The sequence below is a fragment of the Aeromonas sp. 603079 genome (genome assembly GCF_049172135.1).
Lineage (GTDB): Bacteria > Pseudomonadota > Gammaproteobacteria > Enterobacterales > Aeromonadaceae > Aeromonas > Aeromonas veronii.
The window spans coordinates 149,240-166,524 of sequence record NZ_JAAKPX010000008.1 but is presented as its reverse complement, the minus strand read 5'-3'; the positions used below and the strand labels follow the sequence as shown (position 1 = coordinate 166,524).

The window sequence follows — 17,285 nt, the reverse complement described above, 5'->3', positions numbered from 1 at the left end:
TCCCATGCCGAACTCAGAAGTGAAACGCGGTAGCGCCGATGGTAGTGTGGCATTCGCCATGCGAGAGTAGGACACTGTCAGGCACCTATTTAGAAGAGGCCTCCCATCCGGGAGGCCTTTTTGCATTTCTGGGTTCCAAAAATCTGCACCGCCGCCGGCATTTTAGTAAAAGTGCTGGGCTATCAAGGGATTGCCCGTTACTCTTTAGCCGTTACCGATTAACACGTGATGCTGCCAGCGAGGTATTGATGGCTACGTTGAAGGAAATTGCACAGGAAGCGGGGGTTTCTCTCGCGACGGTATCCCGGGTACTGAACGAGGATCCCAGCCTGAGCGTCAAGGAAGAGACCAAGCAGCGGATCTTCGAGATTGCCGAACGGCTGGAGTACAAGACCAGCAGCGCCCGCAAGGGGGTGCACAAGAGCAAGCTGCACTTTCTGGTGGTCTATGCCTATCCCCAGAGTACCGAGGTCAACGACCCTTACTATCTCGCTATCCGTTATGGCATCGAGACCCAGAGTGCCCGCCTCAATATCGAACTGACCCATCTCTACAACTGTGGTGAAGGGCGTGAATTGAGCGCCGTGGATGGCATTCTGGTGGTCGGCACACTCACAGCCGAACGTCTCGTCCAGCTAAGGGCTTGTTCCAGCCAGCTGGTGTTTGTCGACTGCCGTTCACAGGGAGAGTTCGACTCGGTCGATGTGGATCTCGCCCTGATCAGCCAGCAGGTCGTCGATTACTTCATCGCGCAGGGGCACCAGCGTATCGGTTATATCGGTGGCCAGGATGAGAATCCTGATCTGCGCGAACTGGCCTTCCGGGATTATGGCCAGCGGCTGGGGGTGGTGCAGGAGAGCGATCTCTATCGCGGCGACTTCTCCAGCGCCTCCGGCTACCAGTTGGCGAAGGAGATGCTGGCAGGGGATTGGCCCAAGGCGCTGTTCGTCGCCTCCGACTCCATCGCCATCGGTGTGCTGCGTGCCATTCATGAGAAGGGACTGGCGATTCCCCAGCAGATCGAGCTTATCAGCGTCAACGATATCCCGACCGCCAAGTTCACCTTCCCGCCGCTCTCTACGGTGCGGATCCACTCCGAGTTGATGGGCTCCCAGGGGGTCAATTTGCTGGTTGAGCGGCTGCGAGACGAGCGTGATATTCCACTTCGGGTGCTGGTGCCGAGCAAGTTGACCCTGCGTGGCACCACCCGCTGATTTTAGTAAAATAAGTCACTTTTTAGTCGCGCCATCTTGCGGTGGTGCGACACCTCTCCCAAGCAAACCTCTTTCCCATATCATCCAGTAACTTCATATCATATTGTTTTATAGTTGATTTTATTGCTAACCAGCCAACTCTTATCAACATCCATGCCACTCATCCATATCTTGCCCTCCTTTATCTCCCGCTTCTGATCTCGCTCACAAAACCATCTGTTCATTGTGATCAGGTTAAAACTTTACCAATCCAAAGCTGATATTTAGTAAATGTTTATCTAGAGTTTACCCAGTTAACGTTGCCTTGTTCCGGGAGGACATGTGAATAACTGGGAAAACGTCCAATTCGTTGGTGAAAACAGGCTGGCTCCGCGCGCCTACTTCTTCTCTTATGCCGACCACGCGCTGGCGGCCACTATGCAGCGCGAGCTGAGTCGCCGTTTTCTGAGCCTTGGCGGCCAGTGGCAGTTCCACTACTTCGACCACCCCCTGCAGGTGCCGGAGGCCTTCTATCACAGCCCCATGAACGAGTGGAGCCAGATCACCGTGCCCAACATGTGGCAGATGGAGGGTCATGGCCAGCTGCAGTACACCGACGAAGGTTTTCCCTTCCCCATCGACGTGCCCTTCGTGCCGACCAACAACCCCACCGGCGCCTATCAGCGCAGCTTCACGCTGAGCCCGGCCTGGGACGGCGAGCAGGTGATCATCAAGTTTGACGGGGTGGAGACCTACTTCGAGGTCTATGTGAACGGCCACTACGTCGGCTTCAGCAAGGGCAGTCGTCTCACCGCCGAGTTCGATATCAGCGCCTACGCCAAGGTTGGGGAGAACCTGCTGTCGGTGCGGGTGATGCAGTGGGCCGACTCCACCTATATCGAAGATCAGGACATGTGGTGGATGGCGGGGATCTTCCGCGACGTCTATCTGGTGGGCAAACCGGCCGCCCATGTGCAGGACTTCTTCATCCGCACCGCGCTGGCCGATGACAATCAGAGCGCTACCCTGAGCTGCGATATCCAGCTCGAGAACCTGGGGGCGGCCGCCCGTGATCACCGTCTGGTCTGGTCCCTGCTGGATCAGGGCAGCGAGATCGCCAGCGGCTCCCTCGACCATCTCGCCATCGACGGCAAGTGTGATTGCCACTTCACGCTGGATCTGGCCAACCCCCATCTGTGGAGCGCCGAAGACCCTTACCTCTACCAGCTGCAACTCTCCCTCTACAACGGTCGGGGTGAGCTGCTGGAAGTGATCCCGCAGCGGGTCGGGGTGCGTGAAATCAAGGTCAAGGATGGCCTCTTCTACGTCAACGGCCACTACCTCAAGCTGCACGGGGTGAACCGTCACGACAACGACCACCTCAAGAGCCGTGCGGTCGGCATGGACCGTGTTGAACGCGATATCGTGCTGATGAAGCAGCACAACCTCAACTCGGTGCGCACCGCCCACTACCCGAACGACCCGCGCTTCTACGAGCTGTGTGACCAGTACGGTCTGTTCGTGATGGCGGAGACCGACGTGGAGACCCACGGTTTTGCCAACGTCGGCGATCTCAGCCGCATCACTGACGATCCCTTCTGGGAGCCGGTGTTCGTGGATCGCATCGAGCGCCACGTGCACGCCCAGAAGAACCACCCCTCCATCATCATCTGGTCGCTGGGCAACGAATCCGGCTACGGCTGCAACATCAGGGCCATGTACCAGCGTTGCAAGGCGATCGACCCGACCCGGCTGGTGCACTACGAAGAGGATCGCGATGCCGAGGTGGTGGATGTGGTCAGTACCATGTACTCACGCGTCTCCCAGATGAACTGCTTCGGCGAGTTCCCGATGGCCAAGCCTCGTATCCTCTGCGAATATGCCCACGCCATGGGCAACGGCCCGGGTGGCCTCAGCGAATACCAGCAGGTGTTCGACCGTCATCCCCACATTCAGGGTCACTACATCTGGGAGTGGTGCGATCACGGCATTCTGGATCAGGACGAGCAGGGGCGCCCTGTCTACAAGTACGGCGGCGACTATGGCGACTACCCCAACAACTACAACTTCTGCATGGATGGCCTCATCTATCCGGATCAGACCCCGGGGCCTGGCCTGCGCGAATACAAGCAGGTGATCTGCCCGGTCAAGGTGCGCGCGCTGGATCTGGCGAGCGGCAAGCTGGCGGTGGAAAACCGCTACTGGTTCTCCACTCTCGACGACATCCGCCTGCTGGTTGAAGTGAAGGCTGAGGGCGAGCTGCTGGCCAGCCAGCAAATCCGGCTGGAAGGGGTAGCTCCCGGAGCCACCACAGAGTTGCAACTCGAACTGCCATCTCTCGATGGGCGGGAAACCTTCGTCCAGCTGCGGGTCATCAAGGTCACCGCCACCCGCTACAGCGCGGCGGAGCACGAGCTGGGCCAGTACCAGTTCCAACTGAAGGCATCGACTCGCCAGCTGCGACCCTTTGCCAATCCCAACGCTACTGCGCTGCAGATTGCCGACGAGCGCCTCGCGCTGACCTTGAGCGGCAGCGGCTTTGCCCTGCGCTTCTCGCGCCTCGACGGCAAGCTGGTGAGCTGGCAGCAGGATGGAAATGAGCTGATTGAGCGCTCGCCGCGCCTCACCTTCTTCAAGCCGATGATCGACAACCACAAGCAGGAGTACGAGAGCCTGTGGCACCCGAACCACCTGCAGATCATGCAGGAGCACTTCCGCACCTTAAGCTGGCGTCAGCTGGGCGAGGCGGTCGAGGTGACGGTCGAGAGCCTGATCGCGCCGCCGGTGTTCGACTTCGGCATGCGCTGCCGCTACGTCTACACCCTGAGCCCGAACGGTCAGCTGCACGTTGCGCTGTCCGGTCAGCCCTATGGCGGTTATGACGACATCATCCCCAAGATCGGCTTCGAGCTGGGCATTCGTCAGGATCTCGACCGGGTGCACTACTACGGCATGGGCCCGGGGGAGAACTATCAGGACAGCCGCCAGAGCAACTGGATCGACAGCTTCCAGAGCACAGTCAGCGAGATGTGGGAGCACTACCCCTTCCCGCAGGATAACGGCAACCGCCAGCAGGTGCGCTGGGCGACCCTGACCAACCGCCACGGCGCCGGTCTCTACGTGCGGCCTGATGCCCCCATCAACCTGAGCGTCTGGCCCTACAGCTGGGAGCATATCCACGCGGCGCAGCACATCAACGAGCTGGAACCGAGCGGTTATCTCACCCTCAATCTGGATCACAAGGTGCTGGGACTGGGTTCCAACTCCTGGGGCTCCGAGGTGCTGGACTCCTGGCGGGTGCGCTTCGAGCCGTTCAGCTTCGGCCTGACCCTGCTGCCCATCGCCCGTGGCAACCTCAATCCGGCTGCGCTGGCCGGGCTCGATCTCACCATCAACGGCGGGAGGAACCTCGCATGATCATCCTGGACAACCTGACCCTGTTCAAAAACATCTACCGGGAGGGCAAGAAGTGGGGCCGCTGCGTGGAGGCCATCAACAACCTGGCCAACCTCAAGCCCGGTATCTGCCACTCCATCGGTGACTCCCTCACCTATCGCTTGCAGGAGGGGGCCAGCCCGGTCACCTCCCTGTTCGAGGGGCAGCGCCGCTACTTCGACGTCCACTACTACCTGGAAGGGGCAGAGACGGTGGAGTGGGCAGCCAAGAGCGAGCTGCGGGTCGAGCAGGCCTATGACGACACCACCGACCGCGAGTGGCTGGCAGGTGAGGTGCGTGAGCGCCAGCAGGTCGGCAAGGGTCAGGTGGTGATCTTCGAGAACGATGAGGCTTACAGGTTTGTCGGCGACGGGCCGGTGAGCAAGGTGATCATCAAGGTCACCGTCGAAGGCGGCTACTTCAAGAACAAATAACAAGCCGCCGGTTCTGCACTGATAAAAGCCGGAATGGCGGGGCTCACCCTACAACCCATGCCCCGCCCTTTCGCTGAGATAACTACAGGTCTGGAGATGCACCATGTCTGATTCCAAACGGAATACGATAGGCAAGTTTGGTCTGCTGTCGCTCACCTTCGCGGCGGTATTCAGCTTCAACAACGTCATCAACAACAACATCGAGATCGGTCTGGCCTCGGCCCCGATGTTCTTTCTGGCCACCATTTTTTACTTCATTCCGTTTTGCCTGATCATTGCGGAGTTCGTATCACTGAACAAAAACTCCGAAGCAGGGGTGTATGCCTGGGTGAAGAGCTCCCTCGGCGGTCGCTGGGCCTTTATCTCCGCCTACACCTACTGGTTCGTGAACCTGTTCTTCTTCACCTCGCTGCTGCCGCGGGTTATCGCCTACGCCTCCTATGCCTTTCTCGGCTACGAGTACATTCTCACACCGGTGGCGACCACGGCATTGAGCATGGTGCTGTTTGCCTTTGCCACCTACGTCTCTACCAACGGTGCCAAGATGCTCGGTCCCATCACCTCGGTGACCTCGTCCCTGATGCTGCTGCTGACCCTCTCCTACATCCTGCTGGCGGGTGCGGCACTGGTGGGCGGCGTGCAGCCGGCTGACCCCATCACGGTAGAGGCCATGGTCCCCGATTTCAGCTGGGCCTTCCTCGGCATCACCACCTGGATCTTTATGGCGGCCGGTGGCGCCGAGTCGGTGGCGGTCTATGTCAATGACGTGAAAGGGGGCTCCAAGTCCTTCGTGAAAGTGATCATCATCGCCGGGATCTTTATCGGGGTGCTCTACTCCATCGCCTCGCTGTTGATCAACGTGTTCGTGCCGAGCGGCACCCTGAAATATACCGGCGGCTCGGTGCAGGTATTTGAGGGGCTGGCGGCCTACTTCGGCCTGCCGGAGATCCTGATGAACCGCTTCGTCGGGCTGGTCTCCTTCACCGCCATGTTCGGCTCCCTGCTGATGTGGACGGCGACCCCGGTGAAGATCTTCTTCTCCGAAATCCCGGCCGGCATCTTCGGCAAGAAGACGGTCGAGCTGAACGAGAACGGCGTGCCCGCCCGTGCAGCCTGGATCCAGTACCTCATCGTGCTGCCGCTGATGGTGATCCCGACCCTGGGCTCCAACACCGCGCAGGATCTGATGAACACCGTCATCAACATGACCGCCGCCGCCTCCATGCTGCCGCCGCTGTTCATCATGCTGGCCTACCTCAATCTGCGCCTGAAGCTCGACCACCTGCCGCGGGAGTTCAAGATGGGTTCGCGTACCACCGGCATCGCCGTGGTCTCGGTGCTGATCGCCATCTTCTCGGTGGGCTTCCTCGCCTCCACCTTCCCGACCGGTGCCGACATCATGACCATCATCTTCTACAACGTCGGCGGGATCGTGATCTTCCTCGGCTTCGCCTGGTGGAAATACAACAGATACGAGGCCTCCCTCAGCGCCGAAGCGCGCGCGAAAGAGGCCCAGCCGACAGCGCAGGTTGCCATGCAGACGCCATAGGCACTGCATTGAATCCCAATCAAACCGGGTGGCCGTTGGCCACCCGCAAACCGTTGAACCAGAAAAGGAAAAGAGCATGAGCGAGACGATCGAGTTTGCCGAATTCAAACGGGTCGAGATGAAGGTGGGCAAGGTGCTGGAGGTGGTGCGTCACCCCGGGGCCGACAAACTCTACATCGTCCAGATCGACGTGGGTGGCGAGCGGCCGCTGCAGACCGTCACCAGTCTGGTGCCCTACTACAGCGAAGAGGAGCTGATGGGCAGCGAGGTGGTGGTACTGACCAACCTCAAGCCCACCAAAATGCGCGGCGAGCGATCCGAGTGCATGTTGCTCTGCGCCGAGACCCCGGACGAGAGCCAGAGCGTGCTGCTGCAGCCGCGGGTGCCGATGGCGCCGGGCACTCCGATCGTCTGAATGGTATTGCGAGCCGGTGCGGGAGACGGTACCGGTTCAGCAACGAGGCCGTCCACGCGGCCCGATCATAACAAGAGAGTAAAGCGCGGGGCCGACAGACCCTTGCCAAACACATCACAGAGTCACAGCGTTACCCGCAGGGAGCGCAAGTCCACTGGAGGACACCATGTCTGAATCCGTACGCGGCACCATAGGCAAGTTTGCCCTGTTGTCGATGACCTTTGCCGCCGTGTTCAACGTGCGCAACATCGTCAACAACAACATCGAGCTGGGGCTCAGCTCAGCCCCCATCTTCCTGCTGGCGACCATCGTCTACTTCATCCCGTTCGTCTTCATCATTGCCGAGTTCGTCTCGGCCAACAAAAACTCCGAGTCGGGGATGTACGACTGGCTTAAAAAACCGCTCGGCACCCGGATGGCCTATCTGGGCTCGTTTCTCTACTGGTTCGTGAACCTGTTCTGGTTCGTCTCCCTGTTGCCCAACGTCATCGCCTACGCCTCCTACGCCATGCTGGGGTACGAGTACAGCTTCTCGCCCATGGTCACCTCGATCATCTCCATCGTGCTGTTTGCGGCGGCGACCCACATCTCCACCAAGGGGGCGAGCTGGCTCGGCAAGATTGCCGAAATAGTGGCCTACGGGGTGTTTGCCCTGTTCGCCATCTATGTGCTGGGCGCCCTGATGGCTTTGAGTGGCGATCATGTACCGGCCCAGCCCATCACGCTGGAGGCGATGACCCCTACCGTCAACTGGGCGACCCTCGGCATCATGTGCTGGATCTTCCAGGCGGCGGGCGGTGCCGAGACGGCGGCGGCCTACCTCAATGACGTGAAGGGCGGCCAGAAGTCCTTCATCAAGGTGATCATCAGTGCCGGTATCGTCATCGGTGCCATGTATGCGGTCGGTTCCCTGCTGGTGAACGTGTTCGTGCCGCGCGAGAGCCTCACCTATGCCGGCGGCATGGTGGAGATCTTCACCGGCATGGCGCAGTATTTCGGGCTTTCCGAGGCGCTGGTGGGCCGCTTCGTCGGCGTGGTGCTGTTTATCGCCATGTTCGGCTCCATGATGATGTGGACCTCGGCGCCGGTGAAGATCCACTTCTCCGAGATCCCGCAGGGGGTTTACGGCGAGAAGACCACCCAACTCAACGAGCACGGCGTGCCGGTGCGCGCCGCCTGGTGGCAGTTTGTCTTCGTGTTCGCGATGCTGGTGGTCAACGGCTTCGGTTCCGAGTCGGTGCAGCAGATGATGAACACCGCCATCAACCTCACCGCCGGCACCGCCATGTTGCCGCCGATCTTCATCATGGTGGCCTACTTCGTGTTCCGCTGGAAACATGACGACACCCCCCGCGACTTCCGCATGGGGTCGCGCAAGTTCGGGATGAGCGTGGTGTCGGTGCTGATCGCCATCTTCGTGGTGAGCATGAGTGCCTCCGCCTTCCCGGCCGGGGTGGATCTGGTGCGCGCCTTCTTCATCAACGTCTTTATGACCGCGGTATTCTCGGCGCTGGCCTACTGGTGGATCTCCCGTTTCGAGAAGCGGCAGGCCCACAAGCTCGGCGGCAATGAGAAGAAAAGCGGCAACGGCAAGCTGGTCAGCCAGCGCTGATCGGCTGGGTGAAAAAGCGGAACGGGCGGCCTTGGTCGCCCGTTTTTTTATCCATTTTTAGCCGTTTGGGAGCTGTCAGGGCCGACTTATCGTCAACTTTTGCTGCTCGATATGGCGACGGCGTTAAGCATTGATGAACAATTATTCGCCGCTCAACTTTGCGCCTCTCCGTTATCGGGGTAAGCTGGAGGTTCGTTTTAGCGGGAGGTGCCAGACATCTCCCGCTCTGTTTCTTGTCCTCCCCAATCCTGACTGTCGCCATGGCTGCAGGATGCCCTTCTGATGGAGACCTTTCGTGCGTCTGGATCCCTTTACTGTTGTGCTGATTGCGGTGGTCACTCTGGCCTCCCTCTTTCCCTGCGAGGGGCAGGTGGCTGTCTGGTTCGGTCTGCTGACCAAGCTGGCGGTGGCGCTCTTGTTCTTCATGCATGGCGCCAAGCTGTCGCGCCAGAACCTGCTGGCGGGCCTCGGCCACTGGCGGCTTCATCTGGTGGTGATGCTCAGCACCTTCGTGCTCTTTCCGCTGCTGGGGCTGCTGCTCACCCCGCTGGTGCCGAGCTGGCTGAGCCCGGCCATCTACCTTGGCTTCCTCTATCTCTGCGCTCTGCCTGCCACCGTGCAGTCGGCTATCGCCTTTACCTCCATGGCTGGCGGCAATGTGTCGGCGGCGGTGTGCAGCGCCTCGGCCTCCAGCATCCTCGGTATCTTTCTCTCGCCGGTGCTGGTGGGGATGATGATCCACGTACAGGGGGAGGGGATCGACACCTGGCACTCCATCCAGTCCATCATGATGCAGCTGATGCTGCCTTTTGTGGTGGGCCACCTGTCGCGTCCGCTCATTGGCCGCTGGGTCGACAGCCACCGGCCGCTCATCGGCAAGCTGGATCAGAGCTCCATCCTGCTGGTGGTCTATGTGGCCTTCAGCGAGGCGGTGGTGCAGGGGATTTGGCACCAAGTGGGCTGGTACGATCTGGCCAGTATCGTGCTGCTGAGTTGCGTCTTGCTGGCGCTGGTGCTCTGCTGGAACGTCTGGATCAGCCGTCGCCTCGGCTTCGACAAGGCGGACGAGATCACCATCGTATTCTGCGGCTCCAAGAAGAGCCTCGCCAACGGGGTACCCATGGCCAACGTCATGTTCCCCGCCGCCAGCGTCGGGGTGATGGTGCTGCCGCTGATGATCTTCCACCAGATCCAGCTGATGGTCTGCGCCGTGCTGGCCCGCCGCTATCATGAGCAGGGGCATTGATACTCGCGCCATTTTGACTGCCATGAAAAGAGGGAGGCCCGTTGGCCTCCCTCTTTTCATCTGCATGTCGACCGGCGTGCTAGCGTTTGCGCCAGACGGTCAGCTGCGCCACCGTGTGCTGGTATTTGCGGGCGGTCTCGCGGATGACGAAAGGCACATCCCGCGGCGGGCAGTGCTCCTCGAACTCCGCCGCCAGCAGCCGTTGCAGCGCCTGATAGGTGGTGAGCGCCTCGCCGTTTTCACGAATGCCGCCGAGCCAGTTGGCGGGCGGAGTATATTCCGCCAGCCAGGTATAGGGGCTGGTGAGCACCAGCAGGCCACCGCTGCGCAGCCGGGGAGCGATATCCCGCAGGAAGCGGGCGGGCTCCCGCAGCCGGTCGATCAGGTTGGAGGCGAGCACCAGATCATAGTGGTCATATTTGGACTTGAGGTTGCAGGCATCCCCCTGACTGAAGTGGATGCGCTCAGCCTGACTCGCCCCCAGCCCGTGGCTCGACAGGCGTGCCTCGCAATACTCCACCAATTCACCCTCCAGCGGAATGGCGTAGCGGAAGCTGTCCTGGCTGGCGAGGGCCAGCGCCACATCGATGAAGCGGGCCGAGTAGTCGACCCCGTCCACATGCTGGAAGTGGCGAGCCAGTTCGAAGCTGGCGCGGCCGGTGGCACAGCCGATATCCAGTGCCCGCTGGTGGTTGCTGCACAGCTCGCCAGCAAGATCAGCAAGCGTCTTGGCGTAGTTGGCGACCCCGAAGTGGCTGGGGCCGTACTGGAAGTCGAGGTACTGAGCGACCAGCGTGTCGGTTTCATAGGGATTCACGATAACGGGTTCCTGATAACGGGAGACCAGATAGCGGAAACCCGCATGCTGGAAGAAGTGACGCCGAAAGGCGTAACGGGATGATTTGAGCGCTTCGTTACCTGTGCTGATCCAGCTGCCCCCCTTGATCAGGGTGTGCTTGCCATCAAAGGTCGGGGTGGAGAAGTCGTCGTAGAGCGGGTGGATTTTAAAGCCGTCGAAGCCATCGATGGCGGTGCTGGTCCACTGCCAGACATTGCCCACCAGATCGAAGAACTCCCCTTGCGGGCAGGCATCCACCGGGCAGGAGGAGGCAAAACGGGCCAGATTGATATTGCCGGGGGCCTCTGTCCAGTCCGGCTGATCGCCGGGTAGCTGCTCGCGCAGCAGCTGCCACTCCGCCTCGCTCGGCAGCTGGATGGGGAGTCCGGTCCGGGCCGCCTTCCAGCGGCAGAAGGCAGCCGCTTCCAGCTGATTCACCTCGACCGGCCAGTCCCAGGGCATGGCGACCTGCTCGGTCATCAGCCGCAGCTGCAATTGTTCGGGCTCGGTGGGATCACCCACCCAGAAGGTGGGCATCTGCGCCTTGGCGTACTGGCACCAGCCCCATCCCTCCTCATCCCACCACTGTTGTTGGCCATAGCCGCCCGCCTGGACGAAGGCGAGGTACTCGGCATTGCTCACCAGCATGCGGCTGGCCTGAAACGGGGCCAGCTCGATCTGGCGCTCGCCATATTCGTTGTCCCAGCCGTAGGTGGCGTCCTGCTTGCCAAGGCGCACCTTGCCGCCGGCCACCGGCAGCAGGCTGTTGGCGGGCACCTGATCAATGCGGTGGCGTGCTTCGGCGCAGGCGGGCCAATAAGGCTGCGGCCGCACCCAGGCGATCGGCAACTGGCGGATCAGCACGCTGGAGGTCTCGAGGTGGATGCGCTCGTGCTCTATCCCCATCAGGATCACCCAGGCCGGACTCTGCCAGTCGATGGGCAGGGTGAGCGGCATCTGGCGGATGAAGTCGCACACCAGCGAACGGACTTTGGCCCGATAGCTGCGCAGCTCGCTAACTTTGGGCCAGTCGTAGTGGGTCTCGTCCAGATCGTCCCAGCTCATCTCGTCCACCCCGATGGCGACCATGGCCTCGATGCGGGCATCCAGCCGCTGATCGATCAGGCGTGCCGCCAGCAGCTTGTTGATAAAGAAGGCGGCGGTGTGGCCGTAGTAGAAGATGAGCGGGTGGCGCAGCGGGATCGCCTTGTTGAACCAGGCCCGCTCATCGGCCAGACAGTCGAACAGCGAGTCGTAGAGATCGAAGGTCTGGCAGAAGTAGGCGAGCAGCTCGCGCCGTTTCTGCTCGGGATCGCTGCCGGTCAGCAACGGGGTGCGAGTCGGTTCCGGCAGACCGGTGGCGGTGGCATAGAGAGGGCTTGCTTGGGTCACGCTCTGACTCCTTGTTGGCAGTGAAGACTGACAAGACAGTGGTAATGACATTACCGCAATGGAGAGCTTGGTACGCACGAAGTACCACTATTGGCTCAACAGACCGGCAGGACAATTAAAAACTTCCACGGGCTGTCAGCATAGTGACCGGCAGGACGACCCGCCAATCAGCCACAATCGTATCCGTTCGAGAATGGTTATTTTCACCAAAATATGGTCTAAATGGCTCTCTTAATTCTTCGTTCTGTTCTGGGTGAAAAAGTTATTTCCTTTTGAATCATTAGGTTAATTTTTGGCTCGCGCTTTGCATAGCATGAAAACCAATTGGCCCTGGATGGCCAACACATAAGGAGGAGAGTAGCGATGAAATGGATGATGGTTGTCATGTTGATGGCAGGGCTCAGTGGTTGTCACTGGCTGGATCAGACCAGAGTGACCGGAACGGGGGCTGTGGTCGAGCGCCAGCAGGCGCTCGGTGACGGGGTGACCCGGGTGCTGGCGGGTGTGCCTGCCACCCTCCATCTGGTAGCGGGGGAGCCGCGCGGTATCCTGATCAAGGGGCAGGAGAACCTGCTGCCCTATCTGGTGCTGACCGAGAGCGGCGACAAGCTGGAGATCGAGGTGAAGGAGGGTTACCGGCTCGAGCCTACCGAGCCGCTGGAGCTGACCATCACCTTGCCGGTGTTGAACGAACTGGCATTGGCCGGGACCGGCAACGGCGATCTGAGCGGCTTCAAGGGCGATGAGCTGGTGCTGTCGGTGGCCGGTACCGGTGACATCGTCGCCAGTCAGCTGGAGCTGCAACGGCTGGAAGGGAATATCGCTGGCACCGGCAGTCTGGAGCTGGGCAGCGGTTCGGCACAGGCTATCGAGCTGAACATTGCCGGTGCTGGCGATGTGCTCGGGAGCGAGATGCGCGGCAACGAGGTAGAGGTCAATATCGCCGGCAGTGGTGATGTGGCGGTACGGGCGCAGGAGACGCTGAAAGTCGGCATCGCCGGCTCAGGCAACATCGCCTACTGGGGCGATCCCAAGGTGGAGCAGCAGATCGCAGGCTCCGGCGGCGTGACCCGAGCGGGCAGCTGATATCAACCGATCACCACAACTGAAACAGGCCCGCAACGGGCCTGTGTTGATCAGAGGTGGCGGGCGTGAAAGCGCAGGTGCGCCTCGATAAAGCTCGCCACGAAGTAGTAGCTGTGGTCATAGCCCTCGTGGCGGTTGAGCTCCAGCGGCCACCCCTTGCTGGCGGCCACCTCGGCCAGCGCATCGATATGCAACTGCTCGGCGAGGAAGGGGTCATCCAGCCCCACATCCACCAAGGTTGGTAGCGGCGTGACCGGCTGGTGGCGCAGCAGCTGGCAGGCATCCCACTCCTGCCACAACAGCGGATTGCTGCCGAGGTAGGCGCCGAGCGCCTTCTGGCCCCAGGGGCAGCGGCTCGGGTGGCAGATCGGGCTGAACGCCGAGATCGAGCGGTAGCGACCCGGCTCTCGCAACGCGGCGATGAGCGCACCGTGACCGCCCATGGAGTGGCCGCTGATGGCGCGGCGGGTCGAGACCGGGAAGTGGGTCTCTATCAAGTCAGGCAGTTCGCGGGTGACGTAGTCATACATCTGGTAGTGCGCCTGCCAGGGGCTCTGGCTGGCATTGACGTAAAAGCCAGCTCCCATGCCGAGGTCATAACCGGGGTCGTCCGCTACGCCGTCACCGCGGGGGCTGGTGTCCGGCGCGACCAGGGCGATACCGAGATCGGCGGCAATGCGCTGGGCACCCGCCTTCTGCATAAAGTTCTCATCGGTGCAGGTGAGGCCGCTGAGCCAGTAGAGCACGGGCACCTTCTGGCCGGTGAGGGCCTGGGGCGGCAGGTAGATGGCGAAGCGCATCTCGCACCCCAGCACATTGGAGTGGTGGCGATACTGCTTGTGCCAGCCGCCGAAGCTCTTGTTGCTGCTGATGATGTCCAGATTCATGTAACGACTCCTTGCCCCGCCCATGCATCGATGGGCGGGGCGCTCATGGGATCAGTAGTGGATGACGGTGCGGATGCTCTTGCCTTCATGCATCAGATCGAACGCCTCGTTGATCTGCTCCAATGGCATGGTGTGGGTGATGAAGTCATCGAGGCGGAATTCACCCTGCATGTAGCGCTGTACATAGCTCGGCAGCTCGCTGCGACCGCGTACCCCGCCGAAGGCGCTGCCGCGCCAGACCCGACCGGTCACCAGTTGGAACGGACGGGTACTGATCTCTTGACCCGCTCCGGCGACGCCGATAATGACCGACTCGCCCCACCCCTTGTGGCAGCACTCCAGCGCCGCACGCATTACCTTGACGTTGCCGATGCACTCGAAGGAGAAGTCGACGCCGCCGTCGGTCAGCTCGACGATCACCTCCTGAATCGGTTTGTCGTAATCGTTCGGGTTGATGCAGTCGGTGGCGCCCAGCTTGCGGGCCAGTTCGAACTTGCTCTCGTTGATGTCGATGGCGATGATGCGACCGGCCTTGGCCAGACGGGCACCGATCACCGCCGAGAGGCCGATGCCGCCCAGCCCGAAGATGGCGACGCTCTCACCCTTTTTCACCTTGGCGGTGTTCATCACGGCGCCGATGCCGGTGGTGACGCCGCAACCGAGCAGGCAGACCTCTTCCAGCGGGGCGGCCGGGTCCACCTTGGCGATGGAGATCTCCGGCAGTACCGTGTATTCGCTGAAGGTGGAGGTACCCATGTAGTGATAGATGGGCTGGCCATCTTTCGAGAAGCGGGTGGTGCCGTCCGGCATCAGCCCCTTGCCCTGGGTGGCACGGATCTTCTGGCAGAGGTTGGTCTTGCCGGATTTGCAGAATTTGCACTCGCCGCACTCGGGGGTGTAGAGCGGGATCACGTGATCGCCCACCTTGACGCTGGTGACGCCCTCGCCGACGGATTCGACGATGCCGCCCCCCTCGTGACCGAGGATGCAGGGGAAGACCCCTTCCGGATCTTCACCTGAGAGGGTGAAGGCATCGGTGTGGCAGACGCCGGTGGCGACGATGCGCACCCGCACTTCGCCCGTCTGGGGCGGCATGACCTCGATCTCTTCGATGGAGAGGGGCTGGCCCGGGCCCCAGGCTATGGCGGCCTTACACTTGATGCTTTGAACCTGTGCCATGACGGATGTCCTTATTGTTGAGCAGGGTGAGGTGAATGGGTTCGGACATCCAGTGTAGTTTCCCGCTTATTTGGTGATAATAAGGCGAAATCTGAAATCACTTTTACACATAGGTAATAATGTTCGGCTGGGAAGGGATCTGTGAATTTGTCAGCGTGGCGGAGCAGGGGGGCTTTACCCCGGCGGCGCGCAAGCTGGGGGTGTCGGTGGCGCAAGTGAGCCGGCAGGTGGCACAGCTGGAGGATCGGCTGCAGGCCAAGCTGCTGCTGCGCACCACCCGTCAGGTGCGGCTCACCGAGCTCGGCGAGATTTATTATCGCCACTGTCGCCAGCTGCTGGACAACCTCTATGAGGCGGAGCTGGCGGTGGGGCGCCATCAGGCGGTGCCGCAAGGGTCGCTGCGCATCACGGCCCCCGTCTCCTACGGCGAGAGCCGCATCGCCCCGCTGGTGAATGACTTTATGGTGCGCTTTCCCCAGTTGGAGGTGACCCTCAACCTCACCAACCAGCTGCTGGATCTGGTGCATGAAGGCTACGATCTGGCGCTGCGGCTTGGCCACCTCAAGGATTCGACGCTGGTGGCGCGCAAGCTGGCGCAGCGGGTGCCCTATGTCTGCGCCTCACCGGCCTACACCGCCCGCCACGGCATGCCCAACAGCCTCTCCGAGCTGACCCGCCACACCTGCTTGGTGGGCAACAGCGACGAGTGGCACTTCACCCTGGATGGCCGCCCCCACAGCGTGCGGGTGCGCGGCCTGTTGCAGTGCAACAGCGGCCATGCCCTGCTGGATGCGGCGCTCAAGGGGATCGGCATTATCCAGCTGCCGGACTACTACGTGAGCGACCATCTGGCCCGAGGGGAGCTTATCGAGCTGCTGCCCGAACTGCGGGCTCCGGCCGAGGGGATCTGGGCCCTCTATCCCCACAACCGCCACCTCTCCCCCAAGGTGCGACTGCTGGTGGACTACCTCGCCGAGCGGCTGAGCGACCCGCACCAACCGGCGCTGGTGATGCCGATAGGTTAGGGCGCTTCCCAGCCGCTGACTTACCGGCGGTGGGCGACAGGTGCGATGGCCGGAAAATAAAAGAGCCCTTGAGGAATCAAGGGCTCTTTTGCAGGTAACAACCGGATGGTCAGTGACCCATCACTCGATGTTCTGGATCTGCTCGCGCATCTGCTCGATGAGAACCTTCAGCTCGACGGCGGACTGGGTCACTTCGGCGTTGATCGACTTGGAGCCCAGCGTGTTCGACTCGCGGTTGAACTCCTGCATCATGAAGTCGAGACGACGACCGCAGGCGCCACCCTTCTTCATGATCTTGTTGGTTTCGCTGATGTGCATCTCCAGACGATCCAGCTCTTCGGCCACGTCGATCTTCTGGGCCAGCAGCACGATCTCCTGCTCGATGCGGGCCGGATCCAGCTCCACCTTGGCTTCGGCCAGACGGTCGGTGAGCTTCTGGCGCTGCCACTCGATGATCTGCGGCAGGTGGACGCGCACCTTCTTCACTTCCACCTGAATGCCGGCCAAACGCTGTTCGATCAGGGCCTTGAGGTTGGCCCCTTCGCTGGCGCGGGAGGCGAGGAAATCTTCCATGGTCTGGTCAAAACCGCCGAGCAGCTCGGTGGCGACCGCGTCCATGTCCTGCTCGGCGGCAGCCATGACGCCCGGCCAGCGCAGCACGTCGACCGGATTGAGCTGGCCCTGACCCGCCTCTTTCATTACCCAGCTGGCGCTGTCGATGATGAGCTTGGCCAGCTCTTCATTAATGTGCAGCTGGCTGGCAGCGGCCTGAGCGGCTTCGAAACGCAGGTTGCACTCCACCTTGCCGCGCTGCAGCTTGGCGCGGAAACGCTCACGCAGAACCGGTTCCAGGCTGCGCAGTTGCTCCGGCAGGCGAATGTAGGTTTCCAGATAGCGCTGGTTTACCGAACGAATTTCCCAAACGGCTGTGCCCCAGTCGCCCTTGAATTCCTTGCGGGCGTAGGCGGTCATGCTGTGAATCATTGATTGTTCC

13 protein-coding genes are annotated in these 17,285 nt (G+C 61.2%); 9 read left to right on the top strand and 4 right to left on the bottom strand.

The genetic code is table 11. From position 1 onward, the window contains the following. Positions 1-248: 248 nt before the first annotated feature. The 7 genes from ebgR (at position 249) to G5287_RS08030 (ending at position 9,884) form a co-directional block, all read left to right on the top strand. On the top strand, positions 249-1,214 hold the full coding sequence (ebgR, locus tag G5287_RS08060) for a transcriptional regulator EbgR (protein WP_005342046.1): 966 nt from the start codon (positions 249-251) through the stop codon (positions 1,212-1,214). 321 nt (positions 1,215-1,535) lie between these two features. Further along, complete coding sequence (gene ebgA / locus G5287_RS08055; RefSeq protein WP_421231132.1) at positions 1,536-4,610, top strand: beta-galactosidase subunit alpha; 3,075 nt, start codon at positions 1,536-1,538, stop codon at positions 4,608-4,610. Next, entirely contained in the window at positions 4,607-5,062 is a 456-nt protein-coding gene (locus G5287_RS08050; protein WP_421231131.1) for a beta-galactosidase subunit beta, read from the top strand. Before ebgA ends, G5287_RS08050 begins: the two co-directional genes overlap by 4 nt. A 103-nt stretch (positions 5,063-5,165) precedes the next feature. Further along, positions 5,166-6,611 carry an amino acid permease gene (locus G5287_RS08045; RefSeq protein ID WP_073348617.1) on the top strand — a complete coding sequence of 482 codons (1,446 nt, stop codon included), beginning with the start codon at positions 5,166-5,168 and terminating at the stop codon, positions 6,609-6,611. 76 nt (positions 6,612-6,687) lie between these two features. Next, positions 6,688-7,026, top strand: coding sequence for a tRNA-binding protein (locus tag G5287_RS08040; RefSeq protein WP_005342042.1), 339 nt, complete (start codon positions 6,688-6,690; stop codon positions 7,024-7,026). Between the two features lie 166 nt (positions 7,027-7,192). Continuing rightward, positions 7,193-8,638 carry an amino acid permease gene (locus G5287_RS08035; protein WP_421231130.1) on the top strand — a complete coding sequence of 482 codons (1,446 nt, stop codon included), beginning with the start codon at positions 7,193-7,195 and terminating at the stop codon, positions 8,636-8,638. A gap of 295 nt (positions 8,639-8,933) precedes the next feature. Next, a complete protein-coding gene (locus G5287_RS08030; RefSeq protein ID WP_058056266.1) occupies positions 8,934-9,884 on the top strand; it encodes a bile acid:sodium symporter family protein in 951 nt (316 codons plus the stop codon). A 79-nt stretch (positions 9,885-9,963) separates the two neighbouring features. Here G5287_RS08030 and ovoA read toward each other — a convergent pair whose 3' ends face one another. Further along, positions 9,964-12,114 (bottom strand): 5-histidylcysteine sulfoxide synthase, encoded by a 2,151-nt coding sequence (gene ovoA, locus G5287_RS08025; protein ID WP_421231129.1) that lies wholly within the window; start codon positions 12,112-12,114, stop codon positions 9,964-9,966. A 363-nt stretch (positions 12,115-12,477) separates the two neighbouring features. Between ovoA and G5287_RS08020 the strand changes: the two genes are divergently transcribed. Continuing rightward, the gene (locus tag G5287_RS08020; protein WP_421231128.1) at positions 12,478-13,200 is read left to right on the top strand and encodes a head GIN domain-containing protein; all 723 of its coding nucleotides are present in this window, start codon (positions 12,478-12,480) and stop codon (positions 13,198-13,200) included. A gap of 50 nt (positions 13,201-13,250) precedes the next feature. On the opposite strand, the gene fghA is transcribed toward G5287_RS08020, so the two are convergent. After that, positions 13,251-14,087 (bottom strand): S-formylglutathione hydrolase, encoded by an 837-nt coding sequence (gene fghA, locus G5287_RS08015; protein ID WP_421231127.1) that lies wholly within the window; start codon positions 14,085-14,087, stop codon positions 13,251-13,253. Between the two features lie 51 nt (positions 14,088-14,138). Further along, positions 14,139-15,266, bottom strand: a complete 1,128-nt coding sequence (locus G5287_RS08010; RefSeq protein WP_421231126.1) for an S-(hydroxymethyl)glutathione dehydrogenase/class III alcohol dehydrogenase — start codon at positions 15,264-15,266, stop codon at positions 14,139-14,141. A 119-nt stretch (positions 15,267-15,385) separates the two neighbouring features. On the opposite strand from G5287_RS08010, the gene G5287_RS08005 reads away from it, so the two are divergent. After that, positions 15,386-16,291: a LysR substrate-binding domain-containing protein gene (locus tag G5287_RS08005; protein WP_019446199.1), complete on the top strand. Its 906-nt coding sequence runs from the start codon at positions 15,386-15,388 to the stop codon at positions 16,289-16,291. 120 nt (positions 16,292-16,411) lie between these two features. On the opposite strand, the gene G5287_RS08000 is transcribed toward G5287_RS08005, so the two are convergent. Continuing rightward, positions 16,412-17,275 carry a YicC/YloC family endoribonuclease gene (locus G5287_RS08000; RefSeq protein ID WP_005342032.1) on the bottom strand — a complete coding sequence of 288 codons (864 nt, stop codon included), beginning with the start codon at positions 17,273-17,275 and terminating at the stop codon, positions 16,412-16,414. Positions 17,276-17,285: the final 10 nt, after the last annotated feature.